This is a genomic window from Streptomyces sp. NPDC005791, from assembly GCF_042871485.1.
Lineage (GTDB): Bacteria > Actinomycetota > Actinomycetes > Streptomycetales > Streptomycetaceae > Streptomyces.
In genome coordinates, this window is the sequence record NZ_JBIAIP010000025.1 from 25,260 (window position 1) to 41,986 (window position 16,727).

A 16,727-nucleotide genomic window follows, 5' to 3' on the forward strand; every position below is an offset into this window, starting at 1 on the left:
ACTCACTTAAGGAGACAGTTCCATGGCCGTTGAAGACCATCTGGTCGATCACCTTCGCATGCGGCCACCAGGCCGACCGCGATCTGTCCGACCGGGCCGCCGACCGCCGGGCGGACTTCACCAAGTGGCTCGCCAAGCAGTCGTGCACCGATTGCTGGCGGGCCTCCAAAGAGGACGACGAGCAAGACAAGGCTGCCTGGCTCAAGGCCAAGCGCGCCGAGGAGCAAGCCGAATCCGAAGCCTGGTCGCAGCAGTACCGGATGCCTCCTCTGGAAGGAACCGGGCGGGCCGTCGCCTGGGGTGTGCGCTGTCGCCACCAGGTCCTGGCCGCTGCGTATACAGCTCTCGTCCTCGAAGGAGATACCGGCGAGACGGAGTGGGAGGCGATCGAGGGGGCCGCCCCCCGCGTTACTCGCGCCGGGTGGTGGATCGACCAGCGCTCCTCCGAGCCCGAAGACCTCGTCGAGCTGCTCCAGGCCGTCGCCGAAGCCGGCCGGCCGGCCGAGAACCCTCACTTCTGACCTACCAGCACCCCAACTTGATGACACACCGTAGTCAATCAATTACAACAGTTTCTCCCCGCGCGCGGGGGTGACCCCGTTACTCTCACCTGTGGGACTACCCCCGCACGCGCGGGGAGCACCCTTAGCTGACTGGGACTCTCAACGATCAGACCAAGGCGCTCGCCGGTCTGATGGCTGGGATTGCCATCAGGTAAGAGTGCTCCCCGCGCGTGCGGGGATGAACCCAGAGGGAAGAAGAAGCAGCCGCCAATGTCTCGTAAGCACAACAGGTTGACCTTGGGGGTCCACCCGTCACGTCCTTGACTATCGCTATGCGTCGCCCGCCAACGGCGCTGAACCCAAAAACGCGGGCCGCGGTGCGTTAACACCGCGGCCCGTCACGTCCAGGTGCGCCAACACCGGGACGTAGTGCGCCTAGTGGCGCACGGTTGTTGCAACACAGCCAGAAAGGGGACCTGGACTGTCAGTCGCGCCACCATTCGCGCGCCTTGTCGATCGCTTCGAGAAGAAGCCGACCCAGCGTCGCGAAGAAGGTGGCTCGGTTCCAGTCCCGGTCCTCTTTCCTGCGGCGGATACCTCTGCGTCCCATAACGCCCCCTTGCGATAGTGCCTAACTACGTTGTGAGCACCGGGGGTGGCGTGGGGATGACACAAAGCCACTGCCAGGGATGACCCTAGAAGAGCGGGACCGGGCGTGGAGTGGTTTCGTCTGATCTGCCGAAAGTTCAGACCGTGTCCCGACCCGTGGCTGAGCTATGAGCCCGACTGGACCGGAGCGCACGTCGTCGGCGGACAACCAGCCCACCCACCGCTGCGGTGATCGAACAAGGTGCCACGACCGGTTGTGTAGTTCGTCCGCAGAAGGCGTCGGGGCAACTGCGGGATGACTCAACCACAAACGTCATTGAACTCTCGCAGGTTGAGCGGCATACAGTGCCGCCTTAGGTATCGGGCGCGGATACCAGCCAGGTAAGCGGGCGGTACGCCCCTACGGGCTCCTCCCGGCCCAGCAGAGTGGGGCATCTACCACGGTTCTCTGGCTGAGCCAAATCATGGATCCTGCGGATCCTCTCCCCTTGACGGCCCGAACACCGGGCTCGTGTCCGTTACTCCTCCGAGGTCGACGCCGTGATCACTCATCTACAGCGCGCCAGCAACACCGTGGGACTGCTCTCGTACCTTTACGGTCCCGGCGACCATGTCAGCCCTCGTCTGATCGCGGGCGAAGGTCACGGAGCCCCGATCGAGCTGCTCGCCGAGCCGGATTCGCTGCCCTACCTGGCCCATGCGCTCGACGCGCCTGTCGAGCGCCTCGGAAGCCGCGCCCCTGCACAGCCGACCTGGTCCTGTTCGGTCCGTTCCGATCCGCGTCAGCCCGATCCCACCGACACGCAGTGGGCCACCGTCGCCCGCCGCCTGGTGTCCGCCGTCGGGCTCGCCCCGGACGAAGACCCCGACGCCTGCCGGTGCATCACCCTGCGCAACCAGCCCCGACAGGTACACATCGTGGCCACCCTCGCTCGTGAGGACGGCGGCCTCCACACCACCTACCGCGACATCTTCCATGTGCAGACCGAGTGCCGGCGTATCGCCGCCGAGCTGGCACCCCTGCCCGCCGTTCCCGACCCAGCCCCCCGCGCCCAGGAGACCCTCGTGCCTGCCCGTTCGATCACCATCACGTCCGAGTTCAGCGGCAGCGTCGTCGCCAAGGGCGCCACCGATGACCTCTCCGCCCAGCTCCTCAAGCACGCCGGCTTCCAGCAGATCGACGACTGGCACGGCCGGCGCCATCGTCTTCCCACCACCACTCCGATCGCCGACAAGGTCGCCATCGCCACCCACGCGGCTGAGATGCTCCGCGCCGCCCGTTACGACGTCGAGCTTCCTCCCTCGCTCGACACGGCTCGCACGAGCCCTCCAGCACACCCCCTCGGGCCCTACACCGCCGGAGCGGAACTCCTCCAGATCACGGACCGGATCCGGGCAGCCCAGAACGGAGCCGACCTTCAGCATGCGGTCTACCACCTCCTTCACCCCGAGCACGGTGCCCTGGAGCGCGTCCGGGAAGCGCTGGAGGCAGCGGGGGAACAGGTCAACGGCCTGGACGAGGAGGCGTACGCGCTCGCCGACCGGTTCGCCTTCGCTTCGGAGTTCGTCAGCTCGGCGCAGTCCGAACTCGTCGACTCTGAGACTGAGCTGCGCCGTGTCGGCACATCGTCCGAGTCCCGCACCACGGCACGGACGCGGTCCTCGGCTCTGCCCGACCATCGAGATGCTGCCCTGGCCACGTCCCCCGCAGTGGCCAAAGCCAAGGTCGCTTCGTTCCCCGGCGTCGAGGCGACGAACTCCAGCACGGCTGCGCACCCGTCGCACACCTCTGGTCCGCGGCGGTGACTCCTCGCTGACAGCCTGACCCTGTCGGTCACGCCGTGAATCCGCCGCTGCTTTCTTCCGTTGCCAGATTGAGCAATTCCCGCAGGTCGGAGCAGGCAGGACGCGTGCTCCCACCTGGCTCGCCCCAGAACAACCACCGAGGAGGAATCGTGCCCGAGTACTACTCCAGCATCGGCGAGGCCGTCGGCGCCGCGATGCAGCACAACATCCGGCTCGCCCACCGCAACGTGGCACCCAGCTCTGACACACCGCTGCAGGTCCGGCACCTGCCCAGCGCTTCCGCCGACCCGTACTCCGTCCGCGGGATGATCGCCCGCCTTACCGAGGACGCGACGCCCGACGAGGTAGCCGGGATCCTTGAGGAGGTCAACGGTGCGCTGGTCGGGGCTTTGCCTCAGCTGACCGAACTTGTCGCCGCTGCCGCCGACTGGACCCGCGTTCGCCTGTCGTTCGAGGATCCACATCGCAATCCCACCTTCGAGACCTGGACGCGGCTGGCTGCCGCCTACGGGATGCTCCAGGACGTCCGGGAGCAGTTGGAGGTAGCCGAGGATGGGGTTGCCGCGTGCCCGGCCGAGCGGACCGATCCCCGGTACCACGAGAGGGTCAACGTCCTTCGGGCCCGGGGTCTGCTCGATGATGTCTTCGGCGCCAGCCCGGTCGCCGCAGCGCCTTCCGCCCAGGATCCGGACACCGACCGCCAACGTGCCGCCCGTGCCTCCCCGCCACCCGGCACCGCAGAAGCCCCGGCCAGCCTCGTTGTCCACTCCGTCGATTCCGAGGCCCGGTGGCAGGCCGCCGCCCGCCAGGTCTCGCCCGTCGCGCCAGCCCCACCTGTGGCACGCCCCGCCACCCATCAGCGCTGAAACGTTCCCGTTCGACCGCCAAGGAGGAGACCGGTGAACTGCACGAGAGCCGAGCGCGCTCCGCCCCCTGCCCGTTCGCACCCCCTAGGAACCGCCGTGCCCTCCCCGCGTACCAGCGCGCCGTCGACCACCACCGGCTCCGACGCGCTCCTCTACCTGCTGTTCGGCGTCATCGGCGCCGCTATGGCCTTCGGCTCCCTCGCCTGGCTGACCGGCAACTTCACCAACACCCTCGTCGGCAACGGATCGTGGGCCCCGTTCCGCGCCACCGAGGCCCTGCTGCACCCCGAGGTGCTGTGGCCGGCCCTGAGCACCACCGCGCTGCTGTTCGGCGCCCGCGTCGTGCCCGGCCTGCTCACCCTGGCCCTGATCACCACCAGCCTTGTTCTGTGGATGCGCTGGCGTTCCGACTCCAAGTCGGGTCTCGCCCGCAAGGCCGACCTGGCACCTCTGCTGGACAAGGAGATCACCGCCAAGGCGACGAGCCTGCGCCCGTCCCTGGACGGCCGGGAGGGTAAAAGAGGTCGCTCCGGCTGACCGCGGCATCCTGCTCGGCACCCTCGACCCCGGTCGGGCTGAGGTCCGCGCGTCATGGGAGGACGTGATCGTCGCGATCATGGCTCCCCGAAGCGGGAAAACCTCCGGGCTCGCGATCCCTGCGATGCTCTCCGCGCCCGGTCCGGTCCTGCTGACCAGTAACAAGGCTGCGAACGACGCCTTCACCGCGACGGTGGACGCCCGTGCCGAGGTCGGCACCATCTGGACCCTGGACCCCCAGCAGATCGCCCACCACCCGCGCGAGATGTGGTGGGACATCCTGGCCGACGCCCGCGACCTGGCCGGTGCGAAACGTCTGGCCGGGCACTTCGTCGCCGCGAGCGTGGACGAGTCCAGCGGCTCCGACTTCTGGTCCACCGCCGCGTCCAACACCCTCGGCGCCCTGTTCCTGGCCGCCGCCAGCCACCGACGGCCGATCACCGATGTCCTGGCCTGGCTCGCCATGCCGGCCGATCGCACCCCGGTGGACCTGCTCGCCGATGCCGGCCACCATGCCGTCGCCGCCCAGCTCCAGGGCACCGTCTCCGGTGCGACCGAAACCCGCGACGGAATCTATGAGACGGCGAGGCAGTACGCGAGCTGCCTGCTCGACCCGGACGTCGCCGCCTGGGTCACCCCGAACGAGAACCTGCCCGAGTTCCAGCCGTTCGCCTTCGCCACGTCCCGCGACACCCTGTACCTGCTGAGTAAGGACGGCGGCGGCAGCGCGTCCGCGATCATCGCGGCGGCGGCCGACGCCGTGATGCGCGCGGCCGTGATCGTCGCCGAGCGCTCCGGGGGCCGGCTCGACCCGCCCGCCCTGTGCGTCCTCGACGAGGCCGCCAATGTGTGCCGCATCTCGGATCTTCCGGACCTGTACAGCCACCTGGGCAGCCGGGGCGTCATCCCGATGACGATCCTGCAGTCCTACCGGCAGGGCCAACGGTGCTGGGGCGAGGCCGGCATGGACGCCCTGTACTCCGCCGCCACCGTCAAAATCATCGGATCGGGCATCGATGACGCGGACTTCGCCGACCGCCTCAGTCGGCAGGTCGGTGACCACGACGTCCAGACCACCTCCGTCTCCACCAGCGAGAGCGGTAAGTCCACCTCGGTGAGCATGCGCACCGAGCGGATCCTGCCGCCGGACGCGATCCGCGCCCTGCCCAAGGGCAAGGTGCTGCTACTGGCCACCGGCACCCGGGTCGCCATGCTCAACCTCAAGCCCTGGTACAAGGAGCCCTTGGCCAAGGTGGTCGGCCCGGCCTCCGCCCGCGCCACGAAGGCGATCACCGAGCGGGCCCTCGCGAAGAGCATCGGCCACGACGGCTACGGGCTGTCGGCATGAGCGCGCCCACGCCGCGTCCCGGGCGGCTGCCGCGCTCGCCGGTCGTGTTGCGTGACGGCCAGTGGTGGCTGGTCAGCAGGGCCGGGTCGATCCTCGCCACTGATCCCGCGTTCACCAGCACGCTGGACGCCTTCGCCACGGCGGTAGCCGCTGCCGACCAAGTGGTCGCCGGCCTCCATGCCCGGCAGAGCACCCCCTCCAGTTCCGACGCAGGGGGCGAGCGATGAGCCCGCTGCTGGGTGCGGAGCAGGCGGTACTCGGTGCCGTACTGCTCGACCCGGGTCAGCTCTCGCACCTTGACTGGCTCGCACCGGATCACTTCTACCGTCCGGTCCACCAGGCGTTGTTCGCCGCGTTGCGCAAGCTCCGAAGCGACAGCCACCCGGCGGTCGGAGCTGACGGGCCGGTGCCCCTGTCGTGGGTGACCGACGCGGTCAAAGAGGCCGGCCTGCACGTTCGGGGGCTGACCCCGGTGTACCCCCACGTCCTGATCCAGGCATGTCCGCGGCCCGAACATGCCCCGGTGTACGGCCGCATGGTGCTGGAGGGGGCGATCCATCGCACCGTCGCCCAGCACGCGATCCGACTCCACCAGGTGGCTCGGGCCGACGCCCTGCAGGGTGAGGTCGACGGGGCGCTGCGCTCGGCGGATGTCCTGACCGGGGTCCTCACCGATCTCGCGCGGCGTTGGGGGACCGAACCGCGTCCGGTCGCGCCCACCAGCGCGCCGGCCAATGGCCCCGCCGTCCCGCCGCCGATTCAGGCCGATCAGGTCGCCGAGGACGAGCGGTTCCTCCTGGCCGTCCTCACCGAGCAGCCGGGAGCCATGGAGCAGGTGGTGGCCTGGCTGCGGCCGGGAGACTTCGCCGATCCGGCCCACGGGCAGCTCTACCGGTGCCTCGGTGCGCTGCACCACCGGGGCGAACCCATCGACCGGATCACCCTGCTCTGGGAAGCCCAGCGGCGCGGTTTGCTGGCCGACGGCACCCTGTCGGGCAAGCAGGTGACCGCCATCTGCGACGGCGTGGGTGCCGGCAGCGCCGAATGGCTCGGGGACCGGGTGATGCGCTCCTCCCTCACCCGTACCGCAGCCGCCTCCGCGCGTGCGGTGCGTGCTCTGGCCGAGGACGAAGCCCTGGTTCCTGGCCGATTGATCAACTATGCCCTGCACGCCCTCGGCCCGCTCGACGAGGTGCGCGCCCGCTGGGAGACCGCGAACGGCAACCCAGCCCCGAAACCGCCAGCTTCAGCGCCCGTGCCACCTCCGGCCCGGGTGCACGTAGCTCTCGCCCGGAGCACGCCACGCCCAGTCCCACCGTCCTCGGACCACCCCAGCTCCGCACCCACCCCCTCCGCCTCCAGGCCGCCCTCGCGCGGCCACAGCTGACGACTCCCCACCCCCGCTGCTCTCCTCCTGGACGTCACATGAACAGCACCCCCAGCTCTGATATCCGTGCCATGCGCGCCACGGCATCGGCCCTCGACGCCCAGCGTGGCAAGCTTCCCGTTCTCGGAGATCCTCATCGCTCACCCGACGTGGCCGACGTCGCCAGGCAGATCTCGGCACTCGGTGAGCTGATCACCGACCTGGGCAACGAGGTACGCTTCAGCGCCTCCCAGGAACCCGAAGCCCACACCGCCAGGGTCATTACCGGCTTCGCTGCCACAGTGCGGCCCACCGGTCAGGCGGCGTCCGCCCTCGGTGAGGTCGCCCACCAGCTCTCCTTCTTGGACCGGACCGAGTATCTGCGCGACCAACCCGACGCCGATGATGCGCGGGAGGCCGCAGTACAGGTGATCGACGACTCGCTCAGCACTGCGAATACGGCCCTGCGCGAAGCCGCCGACTCGCTTCGTGCCGCATCGGCAACCGTTTCCCCTCCGTCCGTGCGGCTCCGGGCTGCTCTCAGCCGGTCCGCGGCTGCCCCTTCTGTCGCGGCACCGCCTCCCGCCGCTCAGACGGCAGCGGTCCCTGCGGGCGTAGTCCGACGGAGCCGGTGACATGCCCACCCACGTCATGCGCCCTCCGCTGATCGGCTCGCTCTGCTCCGGATACGGCGGGCTGGACCTCGGTGTGCAGTCCGCTCTCGGCGGGACGCTGGCCTGGCACGCCGAAATCAATCCGGATGCCTCGCGCATCCTGGCCCGGCACTGGCCCGGCGTCCCCAACCTGGGTGACATCACGACCGTTGACTGGTCCGCTGTTCCCCGGGTGTGCGTCCTGACGGCGGGCTTCCCCTGTCAAAGACGTCTCGGTCGCCGGCCGACGGGCCGGACTCAACGCCCAGACCCGCTCCGGGCTGTGGCTGCACGTCGCCCGTGCGGTCGAAGCCCTCCGACCCTGCCTGGTTGTGATCGAGAATGTCCGCGGCCTCCTCACCTCACCCGCCGGTTCCCCTGGCGACGTGGAACCCTGCCCGTGGTGTCTGGGAGACGCCCCAGGTCAGCCTCCTCTGCGGGCACTCGGTGCCGTACTCGGATCCCTGGCCGACCTCGGGTACGACGCGAAGTGGCTCGTGCTTCGCGCCTCCGACATCGGGGCCCCGCACCGCCGCGAGCGGACCTTCCTCACAGCCTGGCCCTCCGGACACCCTGCTCAAGACGCCGACCAGCAACATCGGCAAGAACGGCGGCTCACAACACCCGTCGAAGCGGAAGAGCGGGGGGCACGGGCCGAACCTGGCCGACGAGGTCGAATGGCTGCTACTGCCGACCCCGAAAGCATCGGACGGAACCAAGGGCTCACCGAATCAGCGGCACGGCAACGGGGACATGACCCTGCCCAGTGCGGCGGCATCACTGCTGCCCACGCCCAAGGCCAGCGACACGGGCACCCCGGGCCGCCGCCCGGGGAAGAGGTGGCGTCCTCCCTTGTCGGCAGTGGTCCTGCCACTCTGGACGGAGGAGTCGCCGGAGGCCGAGGAACAGACCGGCGATGGGGGCCGTACGCAGCAGCCATCACCCGATGGGAGAGGCTCACCCGTCCCGCGCCCGCGCCCACCGATGCGGCCGGGCGGCTCCATCCCGCGTTCGTCGAGTGGATGCAGGGCCTCGACGTCGGCTGGGTCACCGCCACCCCAGGCCTCGGACGACCGGCACAGCTCACCGCGCTCGGCAACGGCGTCGTTCCCCAACAGACTGCTCGGGCTCTGCAGTTGTTGAGCCCGCCTCTCCTCCCGTGCCGTTGCTGCATAGTGCCGTAGTACTCAGTGCCGTGCGCCGGCGCCGTCGCTACCACCACGACGGCGCCGGAGGTCGGCCGATGTCCGCTACTGGCTGAGGATCGCCCACAGAATGATCGCCCGGTCGTCCTCGCTGCTGATCCTGACCGGGAGATCGGCGCTCGCGGCTACAGACGCGATCGTCGGCCCGCAGGATGTCGCAGGGGAGCGGCGGCCTACACCGTCCGCAACGACCTCGGTCGCCGTGACTGTGGCGCTCTTCCCGTGGCACCGGTACGCAACACGCAGCATCGGCTCCCCCAGCCCTTCGGGTAAGCGGATCACCACCGGCTCACCCGGGACAGATCTGCCGGAGTCCAGGATGCGCTCGGGACGGTGCTTATGGAGATCGGAGAGGAAGACCCGGAACTCCTGGGCGACTGCGTCGTCGCTGTCGCCGCGCGGCGATGCGATGGAGCCCGTAGCGACGAGCGCGAGGGCAGCGAGCCCTGCGCCGGAGAGCGCCACGAAGTTCGCGCGCCATCGGAGAGGACAACGGTAGAAGGTCTCTCGCTCATGGCCGGGCATTTCGGGGAGGCCCTGATTTCTGGTCACGAATTGTGCTCCTGCACGGCCGGTCCGACGGCACGGGCAGGAGACCGGCTCACGTTTGGGCGTAGGAACGCAGAGCTTCCGCCAGGATCGTGAAGACCTGACCGCCGTGCACGGCCAGCTCTTTAAGGCGGGTGAAGTCGTTCAGGTAGAGGTCGACTTCGTACCTCTGCTTGACGGTGAGATGGGCCGAGACGAGTTCGACGTTCACCTGCCGGCCGTCGAAGACCCAGAAGTCCTCCACGGCCGGCATGCGGCTGCGGTCGGCATCACGCGGGATGATGCCGATCAGGGCATTGGGCTGCACGATGGCTTGGAGCAACTGCCCGAGCTGTTCGGTCATCACCTCCGGCGTCGCGATCCGGCGGTAGAGCAGGGTCTCTTCCAGTACGAACGCGAACTTCTTCGTCTTGTCGGAGAAGAACTGCTGACGTTCCACCCGAGAGCCGGCGGCCTCCTCCACGTCATCGCTAAGTCCGCGGCGTTGCTGGATGCCCCGCAAGACGTTGCGCGTGTACTCCTCGGTCTGCAGAGGGCCGGGAATCAGGTTCTGTGCATAGGACTTGAACTCTCTCGTCCTGGCCCACAGCGGCCGGACACCGTCCTGCGCCGGACGCAGGCCCCGGCTTTCGAGCAGTCGCCACTCGGTGTACATCGACTCGATGCTCCGGGCGGCTTCGACGAGCTCGTCAGCCCGCTCCGGCGCTCCACACACCCTGACCCAGGTCCGGATGGCTTCCGGCCCTGCCGGCGAATGACCGTTTTCAATCCGGCTGATCTTGGCGCGGTCCCACCCACACCGACGAGCGAGTTCCGTCGCTGACAGTCCATGGTCTTCACGCACCTTCCGCAGACGCTGGCCGAGAGCACGGCGCGCTTCCGCGATGCTGGAGGAGGTAGGCATGCGGACCAGTGTGCCGCCCGGCCAGGCCACCCGTAGAAGGGACCAGCTACTCCAAAATGCGTCCATGTGCGCTCACATGACGGTTTGTCATGTCATGGGGTTGCACGTATGTGCGACTCTCCCGCCTCGCTGGGGAACAGACGCAGCAAGCGCTTGGGGAACTCGACGACGATCTCGTGCTCGGGGATCCTGATCGACGCCAACCGCTCCGGATCAACGATGCGCCACCCCTGGAGGAGGTAGGTGTCGGACACGTCGTCGTAGTAGAGGGTCGGGGAGCCGTTGTTCGGGCTCTCGGGGTCCTTACACAACAGGTGCAGCACAGGTACTCCAAGGGTCAGTCGCTGTTGATCCTCCGAGCGTGATCCCGGGCGCTACGGCACCGCCACTGATGTGCGGCTTGTTGCCGCTGACGACTTCCTAAGGAAGCCAAGCGTGCGCCTTTTTGCGGCCGTGTGAAGTCGATCACCCCCCAGCTCTTTCGGCCTTCCGGGCGTGTTCAGCAGGGCCCCGGCCCCGTCTGTCGGGCCAGCTCTTCGCCCGCTCCGGACACCGATGCAGTGCCGTCTTTCGGCGGCGCTCGGCGAACACAACACCCTCCATGCCACTCCTGCGGGTCCTTAATGTCGGCCAGTCCTGCAGCGCCGAACATCCACACCGCCGCACCCATACCTCAAACTCCCGGCCAGCCCAAATCAGGGAATCTCCGGACACTTTCCATCCACAGCCGTCCCGAGAGGTGGAGCCCGTATTTATGTCCGACACCAGCCCGACCCCCTCCGCCCCCGAGCCGTTCCGCGTCTCCGACAGGGACCTCGACGACCTCGCCAGCACCCTCGCCAAGACCATGGCCGAGGTCAGGCAGCACGGCGTCATCCTTGACCGCCTCGGCTCCGAGCCCGAACTCCTACCCGCTGCCGACCGGCAGGCGGTCGGCGCTCGGGCAGCCGGGGCGGCCGGCCCCGAGCAGGCCGACGGCCCTGCCTCGGTGTTCATCGTCGCCCTGGGCAGCGAGACGTACACCACCGAACTCGCCGCCCTCAGCGACTGGGTGAACTACCTCTTCCTCCCGACCTACGGCCGGGAGATCAGCACGAGTCGTCCGTGGTGCGCGCAGTGGCACGAGCACCCCGAGGCGGTCGCCCGGCTCCACGCGCTCTGGCTTGCCTGGCAGCAGTTCACCGACACGGAGGCCGGTCTGTCCGGCCCGTCGACCTGGCACCGCGACCACCTGGACCAGACGCTGGCGCACCTGCGTGCCCCCGATGGGCCCTTCGCGGCGTGCACGACGAACCCGAACCGCCCCAACCATCGCGTACTGGCCACCCCGGCGCCCGAGCAGACAGGGCCGGTGGCATGAGCGACGTACTCGACTTGCATCTTGACGATCTCGCACCGTCGGACGCTAGTTCCGAGTACGCGGAGCGAGACTTCTGGGCCGGCGACGTTACGGTCCTGGCTGAACACCACACCCCTCCCGATGGCTTCCACAGTTTCGTCGCCGCTCACGACGGATCGGTCGCCTGGGGTGCGCCGGGTGAACCGCAAGTAGCAGCGATCAAGGTCGGGCGGGACCTCAGCCTGCGCACGTTCACCTTCGAGGTGACCTATCACGCCACAGTGGCCTTCGCCCAGAACTGGTTGATCGAGCGCGGGTGCCCGCCCGAGCAGATCAACCAGACCGGTGGGAACCTCATGAAGCCTGCCGATGAGCTCACTCTCCAGGTCGAACAACAGATCCGGGAGTCGGGAACTCGGTATGAAGTGCTCGGCAGCCAAACCTCGGACTTCAACCCGTGTGAGGCGTGGACGCTCACCCGGAACTCTGCCGCCGATCAGGCACCGATCCGTGTCTTCCTCGAAGAGGGGAACTTCAGCACCCACACGTACACGATGCGCGAGGGCGCCTTCGCCGACATCGGTGCAGCCCAGACCTGGCTGGATGAGCGCAGCGGTCCGCTGCCCGAACTGCCGGAGTACAGCGATCACAACGGCGCCGTGGTCCGGGCCCGCATCGCCCTCGCTCGGTCGTCCGGTGCCTCCACGACACCGAAGGCGGAGCCCGACGGCCCCCGCACCACTCCAGTGCAGCGTCCGGTACAGGGGAGGCTGTTGTGAGCCGCGCTCGCTTCGCCTTCGCCGCACACCCCGACGCCATCGCCGACCTGCGGGAACTCCCCGACGCGATCCGTGATCTGGCACTGCTGGAACTGCAGAATCTGGTGCACGGCAGCGACGACTGCCTGCCGTTGAAGGGCCGCCTCGCCGGCTTTCACAAGGTTTACGTCGACCCTTCCGTCGCCTATCGGATGGTCATCCAGTTCCGCCCGGCCCCGCCGACCTCGGCCCACAAGCGCGAGGTCTATCTCGTCGCCGCCGGCAGCCGGCAGGACTACGCGGTCTACCGCTCAGCCCACCTGCGCACCGGCCCTCAGCAAAGCATCGATACCGACGCTGCAACCCGGGCCCGCGTACAGGCCGCCCGGTCCCGGTCGACGCTCAGCGCCGACCGGCCGACAGCAGGCCCGGCAACTGCTCCAACAGCAGCCCTGGCCCCGGCAACCGCTCCCCGAAAGGCCCCTCAGCGATGACCACTGACCGCGCTCCCCTGACCCGTACCGAGCTGGCAGATCTCCTCACCGATGCCGCGCAGAGCGTCTCCGGCATCCTCACCACCGAGTACCCCACGGCCGCCGGCCGCTCCTACCTGCACCCCGTGCTGGGCCCGCTGTCCGCCGGCCCCCGGGTGGTGGGCGAGCTGAACGACCGGCTCGAAGGGTTTGTGGCCGCCGAACCACGCCCCGCCACACCAGCGGGCCTGTTCACCCTGGCCTCCTACGCCTCCGCGCTGGGGTGGCTCGTCGAGTCCTTCGCCGAGCTGACCGTCTCGGTCGACCAGATCTGCACCCGAGTGGGCATCCCCACCAAGCCTCCCGGCCCGGTCGTCGCCGCCTCCGGTGGCGCCGAACAGGACGTCACGTTCGACTTCGCGTTCAGCGCGCTGGAGCTGGCGGCGATCCGCACCGCGGCCCAGGCTGCCGGCCTCACGCCGGGCGACTACGTCGAGGTCCTTTCCCAGTCGCTGCTCGCCGCCACCCGGTTCACCGACGCCTGCATGGAGATCTCCAGCGGCCTGCTCGAAGACGCCGCATACGTCCTCGACGGGGCAACCGACCACGTCTGGCTCGACAACGGGTCCAACGGCCTGCCCACGCTGGTTCGCTCCCTGCTCGCCCGGATGGAGGCGACGGAGTGAACCCGTACGACGCGAACACGCACCCCGGCACCCACCTCGTTGCCGAGACGCTCGGCATCACTGAAGTCAGCACCCTCAACACCGCCTGCCGACCCGGCGACCCGCTGTACCGGGCCGCGACGCGGTTAATCGGCACTGCGTACGAGTTGGACGAACTGCACGACCGAGTGGCGGTCGCGGCCAAGGACGCTCTCCGGCTGCTCGAACCCCTCGGGCGCGGCGAACACCGCGGCGCACGGGGCCCGTACGCGTTGCTGCGGACCGTGGTCCCCAGGCTCGGAGACCTTATTAAGCAATGGAATCGGGCATACGACCAGCTTTTCGAATCCGTATCCGTCTATCAGCGTCTTCTGCCCGATCCGGATACTGCCCAGCACTCAAACGTGAAGGTCCACGACCTGGATCAGCGACACGGTTCCGGCCGGGACGACGACTGGGCCGTCGCGGGTGATCGCAAGCTGACGGCTCTCGAAGCCGTCGAGGCCGACGGCCTTCGGATCCGCCTGACCGGGATCGGCGACGACCCCTACCTTTTGGACGGCACGGGCCAGCGCCCTCAGCCGCTGGCCGCGACCGTCCAGCGGCTAGTCGCCGACGGGCTGCTGCACCAGGACACCAGTGAGAACCCGTACCGGCCCGGCCGGCTCCTCTCGCTCACACCGCAGGGCGAGGCCGCCCTCCGCGACGCGCGTACGGCGACACCGCGCGTGTCAACCGCCCTCAGCCGCAGCAACACCCCCGCGGGCCCCGGCCCCCTCGCCGACTCGGCTACCGCACCCGTTGCCACGGCGCTCGGCAAGCCCTCCCGCTCCCGCTGACCCCCTTCCAGAAAGGACGCGCTCCCATGCCTGCCCCTGTACAGCCTCCCGTCTTCTCCATCAGCTCGATCGATGCTCAGCGGGTCGAAGACGCGCTTTCCCTGATCGGGCCGAAGTGGACCGCCTGGTCGGCAATGACCCTGGCCCAGGAGAACCGCCCCATGCGGGTACGCGACGTCGCCGCCCGGCTCCCCTTCATCAGCGAGCAGTTCGTCAGCAAGCGACTGGCCACGATGCACGCTGACGGGCTGGTCATCCGGCCCGACGACCGTCGAGGTGCCCCGTACCAGCTCAGCGCCCTCGGTGCGTCGCTGGCTCCTGTCCACCGCACCATGTCGGACTGGTCACATGCCCACCTGTCGCTCGGACGAATAGCCAAGGCCGAACGTGTGGAGGACGCCCTGCGCCGTCTGCATCTTCGGCACTCAACCGCCGTGATCCAGGTCCTCGACGCAGGCAGCCCGATGCGGTTCGTCCACATCGCCGAAGAGACCGGTCTGGTCAACGGCTACGCCCGGCAGCGACTCCTGCGGCTTCAGGCCGACGGCCTGGTCACCCGCACAGGTCCGCGCCACGGCGACCCCTACGTGCTGACCGACGCCGGCCAGGCGCTGGGAGCCGTCTACGCGAGCGTCGAGCACTGGAGCAGCCCTATCGCCGAGCGGAGCACCTCATCGTCTCCGCGCCCCGTCGCGGTGGCCACGCGCGCCCACCCCAACGTCCCGCTGTCGGCGGACGGTGCCCGGACCGCGGCGGCCCTGCGCCGCAGCGCTGCCGCGCCGAGCGCCCTGTTCAGCCACGCGCCGCAGCCGCAACCGCAGGTGCCGGCGGCCGTAACCATCCAGTCGGCACCGGGCCGGGGCCGGTGACCGGGGTGGTGAGAGCCAGAACCGTTTCGCCGCTGCCACGGCGTCCGCGTGCACGCCAGTCATCCGTTCTGCTGCGCACGCGGGCGCGTTCCCCTCCCCTACTTCCGGAGTTTTGCCCATGCATCCCCCTGATGTCCCGTACCTCCACCAGGAGGTACTGGTCAGTCCCATGTACCTGGCCGGGACCGGCGGGGCCGGAGACGCCGGCTTCGCACCGGTTGCTCACTGGCCGCACCACGCTCTCGGGGACACTCCTTGCCAACTTCTCGTCACCAGCCCCGACCACCGCATCCGGATCGGCTGGTTCGGCGACAACTTCGAACTGTGGAAGATCAACGCATCTGAGGACGCCCTCGCCGCACCCCGCTGGACGGCCACCTTCAACCACGTCACCCCGCCCGAGATCGTCGCCGGCCTCACCACCGCTCTGGCCCGCGACTACGCCGAAGCCGACGCCTACGACGACAACGCCCGTTTCCTGGCCGCCCCGTCGCTCTACTGGACCGACGCCGTCCGGCCGCTGACCGACGCCGGCTGGACACGCGACAGCGGCGCCGAGCGTGGCACCGTCGAGATCGTCGCCCCTGACGGGCAGGCAGGTGTCCTGATCGACAACCGTCTCTCCGGCTGGGACGAGGAGACCATCACCCTATGGGCCGGCCCGCGGGGGTGGGGCACTCGGGCGGAGGCGGTCTTCACCGCTCGCACCCCCTCCCACCTGATCGCCGCGACGGCGGCCGTCATGGTGGATTCGGGCCCGGTGATCCGTGAACGCCACCAGATCGACCGCAGGTTGGAGCACCTGGTCACGCTGGCCCCGGTCGGCCCGACCGCTGGCCCCCAGGTATCCCGCGCTCCGACCCCTCTCGACGTGCGCCGCACGGCGGTCACCCAGGCCGTCCACCGCGCCACGCGCGCCACGCGCACCGCAACCGACCTCCGGGTCATGGCCGCGCGCAGCCGCACCACCTCTTCGGCACAGAGCGGGCCGAGCAGCCTCGCGCCCGCAGCCACCACCCGGCCCCCGGCCAACTCGCCGGCGCTACGACACGGCCGCTGACCCCGCCCCGGACCTCTCAGTAAACCGACCAAATAGAGCCGGTCAAAGCGACGCTTTGTCGCTTTGACCGGCTTTGTTGTGGTGGACGCGATCTGGCCCTCTGCGGGTTCGCAGAGGGCCAGATCCATTTGTGCTGTAGGTCAGGTGCGCTTCCGCGGAGATCAGGTGTTCTCGTTCAACATCGCGGCGAGGCTGGCGGGGCGAAGGTCCGTCCAATGCTCCTCCACGTAGTCAAGACAGCTCCGCCGGGCCCCTTGGTGCCGTACGGTCCACCCGTTCGGCACGTCAGCTGTGGCGGGCCAGAGCGAGTGTTGGTTCTCGGCGTTGGCAAGCACGATGTAGGCGACGGCGTCGTCTTCGAAGGGGTTGGTCATGGCA

18 protein-coding genes and 3 pseudogenes are annotated in these 16,727 nt (G+C 69.0%); 16 read left to right on the top strand and 5 right to left on the bottom strand.

Annotated elements, in window-relative coordinates:
- Positions 1 to 29 precede the first annotated feature (29 nt).
- Entirely contained in the window at positions 30 to 521 is a 492-nt protein-coding gene (locus ACFYSH_RS32045) for a hypothetical protein (protein WP_388757117.1), read from the top strand.
- Between the two features lie 466 nt (positions 522 to 987).
- Here ACFYSH_RS32045 and ACFYSH_RS32050 read toward each other — a convergent pair whose 3' ends face one another.
- Positions 988 to 1,113 carry a hypothetical protein gene (locus tag ACFYSH_RS32050; protein ID WP_388757120.1) on the bottom strand — a complete coding sequence of 42 codons (126 nt, stop codon included), beginning with the start codon at positions 1,111 to 1,113 and terminating at the stop codon, positions 988 to 990.
- Positions 1,114 to 1,652: 539 nt separating this feature from the next.
- On the opposite strand from ACFYSH_RS32050, the gene ACFYSH_RS32055 reads away from it, so the two are divergent.
- The 8 genes and pseudogenes from ACFYSH_RS32055 to ACFYSH_RS32090 all read left to right on the top strand — a co-directional run.
- A complete protein-coding gene (locus tag ACFYSH_RS32055; RefSeq protein ID WP_388757123.1) occupies positions 1,653 to 2,918 on the top strand; it encodes a hypothetical protein in 1,266 nt (421 codons plus the stop codon).
- Between the two features lie 149 nt (positions 2,919 to 3,067).
- The gene (locus ACFYSH_RS32060; protein WP_388757125.1) at positions 3,068 to 3,784 is read left to right on the top strand and encodes a hypothetical protein; all 717 of its coding nucleotides are present in this window, start codon (positions 3,068 to 3,070) and stop codon (positions 3,782 to 3,784) included.
- 96 nt (positions 3,785 to 3,880) lie between these two features.
- A pseudogene (locus ACFYSH_RS32065) lies at positions 3,881 to 5,669 on the top strand (type IV secretory system conjugative DNA transfer family protein).
- Positions 5,666 to 5,896 carry a hypothetical protein gene (locus ACFYSH_RS32070; protein ID WP_388757128.1) on the top strand — a complete coding sequence of 77 codons (231 nt, stop codon included), beginning with the start codon at positions 5,666 to 5,668 and terminating at the stop codon, positions 5,894 to 5,896. Before ACFYSH_RS32065 ends, ACFYSH_RS32070 begins: the two are co-directional and overlap by 4 nt.
- Complete coding sequence (locus ACFYSH_RS32075; RefSeq protein WP_388757131.1) at positions 5,893 to 7,056, top strand: DnaB-like helicase N-terminal domain-containing protein; 1,164 nt, start codon at positions 5,893 to 5,895, stop codon at positions 7,054 to 7,056. The genes ACFYSH_RS32070 and ACFYSH_RS32075 overlap by 4 nt, the downstream gene beginning before the upstream one ends.
- A gap of 38 nt (positions 7,057 to 7,094) precedes the next feature.
- Positions 7,095 to 7,670: a hypothetical protein gene (locus tag ACFYSH_RS32080; RefSeq protein ID WP_388757134.1), complete on the top strand. Its 576-nt coding sequence runs from the start codon at positions 7,095 to 7,097 to the stop codon at positions 7,668 to 7,670.
- A 16-nt stretch (positions 7,671 to 7,686) separates the two neighbouring features.
- Positions 7,687 to 7,845: pseudogene (locus ACFYSH_RS32085) on the top strand (DNA methyltransferase); the annotation flags it as partial.
- Positions 7,846 to 7,966: 121 nt separating this feature from the next.
- A pseudogene (locus ACFYSH_RS32090) lies at positions 7,967 to 8,872 on the top strand (DNA cytosine methyltransferase); the annotation flags it as partial.
- 66 nt (positions 8,873 to 8,938) lie between these two features.
- On the opposite strand, the gene ACFYSH_RS32095 reads toward ACFYSH_RS32090, so the two are convergent.
- From ACFYSH_RS32095 to ACFYSH_RS32105, 3 genes are all read right to left on the bottom strand, one after another.
- Positions 8,939 to 9,445 (bottom strand): hypothetical protein, encoded by a 507-nt coding sequence (locus ACFYSH_RS32095; protein ID WP_388757136.1) that lies wholly within the window; start codon positions 9,443 to 9,445, stop codon positions 8,939 to 8,941.
- A gap of 49 nt (positions 9,446 to 9,494) precedes the next feature.
- Positions 9,495 to 10,346, bottom strand: a complete 852-nt coding sequence (locus ACFYSH_RS32100) for a Scr1 family TA system antitoxin-like transcriptional regulator (protein ID WP_388757139.1) — start codon at positions 10,344 to 10,346, stop codon at positions 9,495 to 9,497.
- Positions 10,347 to 10,438: 92 nt separating this feature from the next.
- Entirely contained in the window at positions 10,439 to 10,669 is a 231-nt protein-coding gene (locus tag ACFYSH_RS32105) for a hypothetical protein (protein WP_388757142.1), read from the bottom strand.
- Positions 10,670 to 11,100: 431 nt separating this feature from the next.
- On the opposite strand from ACFYSH_RS32105, the gene ACFYSH_RS32110 reads away from it, so the two are divergent.
- From ACFYSH_RS32110 to ACFYSH_RS32140, 7 genes are all read left to right on the top strand, one after another.
- Entirely contained in the window at positions 11,101 to 11,706 is a 606-nt protein-coding gene (locus tag ACFYSH_RS32110; RefSeq protein ID WP_388757145.1) for a DUF4913 domain-containing protein, read from the top strand.
- Entirely contained in the window at positions 11,703 to 12,464 is a 762-nt protein-coding gene (locus tag ACFYSH_RS32115; protein ID WP_388757148.1) for a glycosyl hydrolase, read from the top strand. The genes ACFYSH_RS32110 and ACFYSH_RS32115 overlap by 4 nt, the downstream gene beginning before the upstream one ends.
- Positions 12,461 to 12,937 (top strand): hypothetical protein, encoded by a 477-nt coding sequence (locus tag ACFYSH_RS32120; protein WP_388757150.1) that lies wholly within the window; start codon positions 12,461 to 12,463, stop codon positions 12,935 to 12,937. Before ACFYSH_RS32115 ends, ACFYSH_RS32120 begins: the two co-directional genes overlap by 4 nt.
- A complete protein-coding gene (locus ACFYSH_RS32125) occupies positions 12,934 to 13,602 on the top strand; it encodes a hypothetical protein (RefSeq protein WP_388757153.1) in 669 nt (222 codons plus the stop codon). The genes ACFYSH_RS32120 and ACFYSH_RS32125 overlap by 4 nt, the downstream gene beginning before the upstream one ends.
- The gene (locus tag ACFYSH_RS32130) at positions 13,599 to 14,420 is read left to right on the top strand and encodes a large ATP-binding protein (protein WP_388757156.1); all 822 of its coding nucleotides are present in this window, start codon (positions 13,599 to 13,601) and stop codon (positions 14,418 to 14,420) included. The genes ACFYSH_RS32125 and ACFYSH_RS32130 overlap by 4 nt, the downstream gene beginning before the upstream one ends.
- A gap of 26 nt (positions 14,421 to 14,446) precedes the next feature.
- Positions 14,447 to 15,289: a winged helix-turn-helix transcriptional regulator gene (locus ACFYSH_RS32135; RefSeq protein WP_388757159.1), complete on the top strand. Its 843-nt coding sequence runs from the start codon at positions 14,447 to 14,449 to the stop codon at positions 15,287 to 15,289.
- Between the two features lie 118 nt (positions 15,290 to 15,407).
- Positions 15,408 to 16,349, top strand: coding sequence for a DUF317 domain-containing protein (locus tag ACFYSH_RS32140; protein ID WP_388757162.1), 942 nt, complete (start codon positions 15,408 to 15,410; stop codon positions 16,347 to 16,349).
- Positions 16,350 to 16,510: 161 nt separating this feature from the next.
- Here the strand turns inward: ACFYSH_RS32140 and ACFYSH_RS32145 are convergent, their stop codons facing one another.
- Complete coding sequence (locus ACFYSH_RS32145; protein ID WP_388757164.1) at positions 16,511 to 16,723, bottom strand: MbtH family protein; 213 nt, start codon at positions 16,721 to 16,723, stop codon at positions 16,511 to 16,513.
- Positions 16,724 to 16,727: the final 4 nt, after the last annotated feature.

Coding starts and splice junctions, on each gene's coding strand:
- ACFYSH_RS32050 (WP_388757120.1), bottom strand. CDS start 1,113: ATGGGACGCAGAGGTATCCGCCGCAGGAAAGAGGACCGGGACTGGAAC.
- ACFYSH_RS32070 (WP_388757128.1), top strand. CDS start 5,666: ATGAGCGCGCCCACGCCGCGTCCCGGGCGGCTGCCGCGCTCGCCGGTC.
- ACFYSH_RS32075 (WP_388757131.1), top strand. CDS start 5,893: ATGAGCCCGCTGCTGGGTGCGGAGCAGGCGGTACTCGGTGCCGTACTG.
- ACFYSH_RS32080 (WP_388757134.1), top strand. CDS start 7,095: ATGAACAGCACCCCCAGCTCTGATATCCGTGCCATGCGCGCCACGGCA.
- ACFYSH_RS32100 (WP_388757139.1), bottom strand. CDS start 10,346: ATGCCTACCTCCTCCAGCATCGCGGAAGCGCGCCGTGCTCTCGGCCAG.
- ACFYSH_RS32110 (WP_388757145.1), top strand. CDS start 11,101: ATGTCCGACACCAGCCCGACCCCCTCCGCCCCCGAGCCGTTCCGCGTC.
- ACFYSH_RS32115 (WP_388757148.1), top strand. CDS start 11,703: ATGAGCGACGTACTCGACTTGCATCTTGACGATCTCGCACCGTCGGAC.
- ACFYSH_RS32125 (WP_388757153.1), top strand. CDS start 12,934: ATGACCACTGACCGCGCTCCCCTGACCCGTACCGAGCTGGCAGATCTC.
- ACFYSH_RS32135 (WP_388757159.1), top strand. CDS start 14,447: ATGCCTGCCCCTGTACAGCCTCCCGTCTTCTCCATCAGCTCGATCGAT.
- ACFYSH_RS32140 (WP_388757162.1), top strand. CDS start 15,408: ATGCATCCCCCTGATGTCCCGTACCTCCACCAGGAGGTACTGGTCAGT.
- ACFYSH_RS32145 (WP_388757164.1), bottom strand. CDS start 16,723: ATGACCAACCCCTTCGAAGACGACGCCGTCGCCTACATCGTGCTTGCC.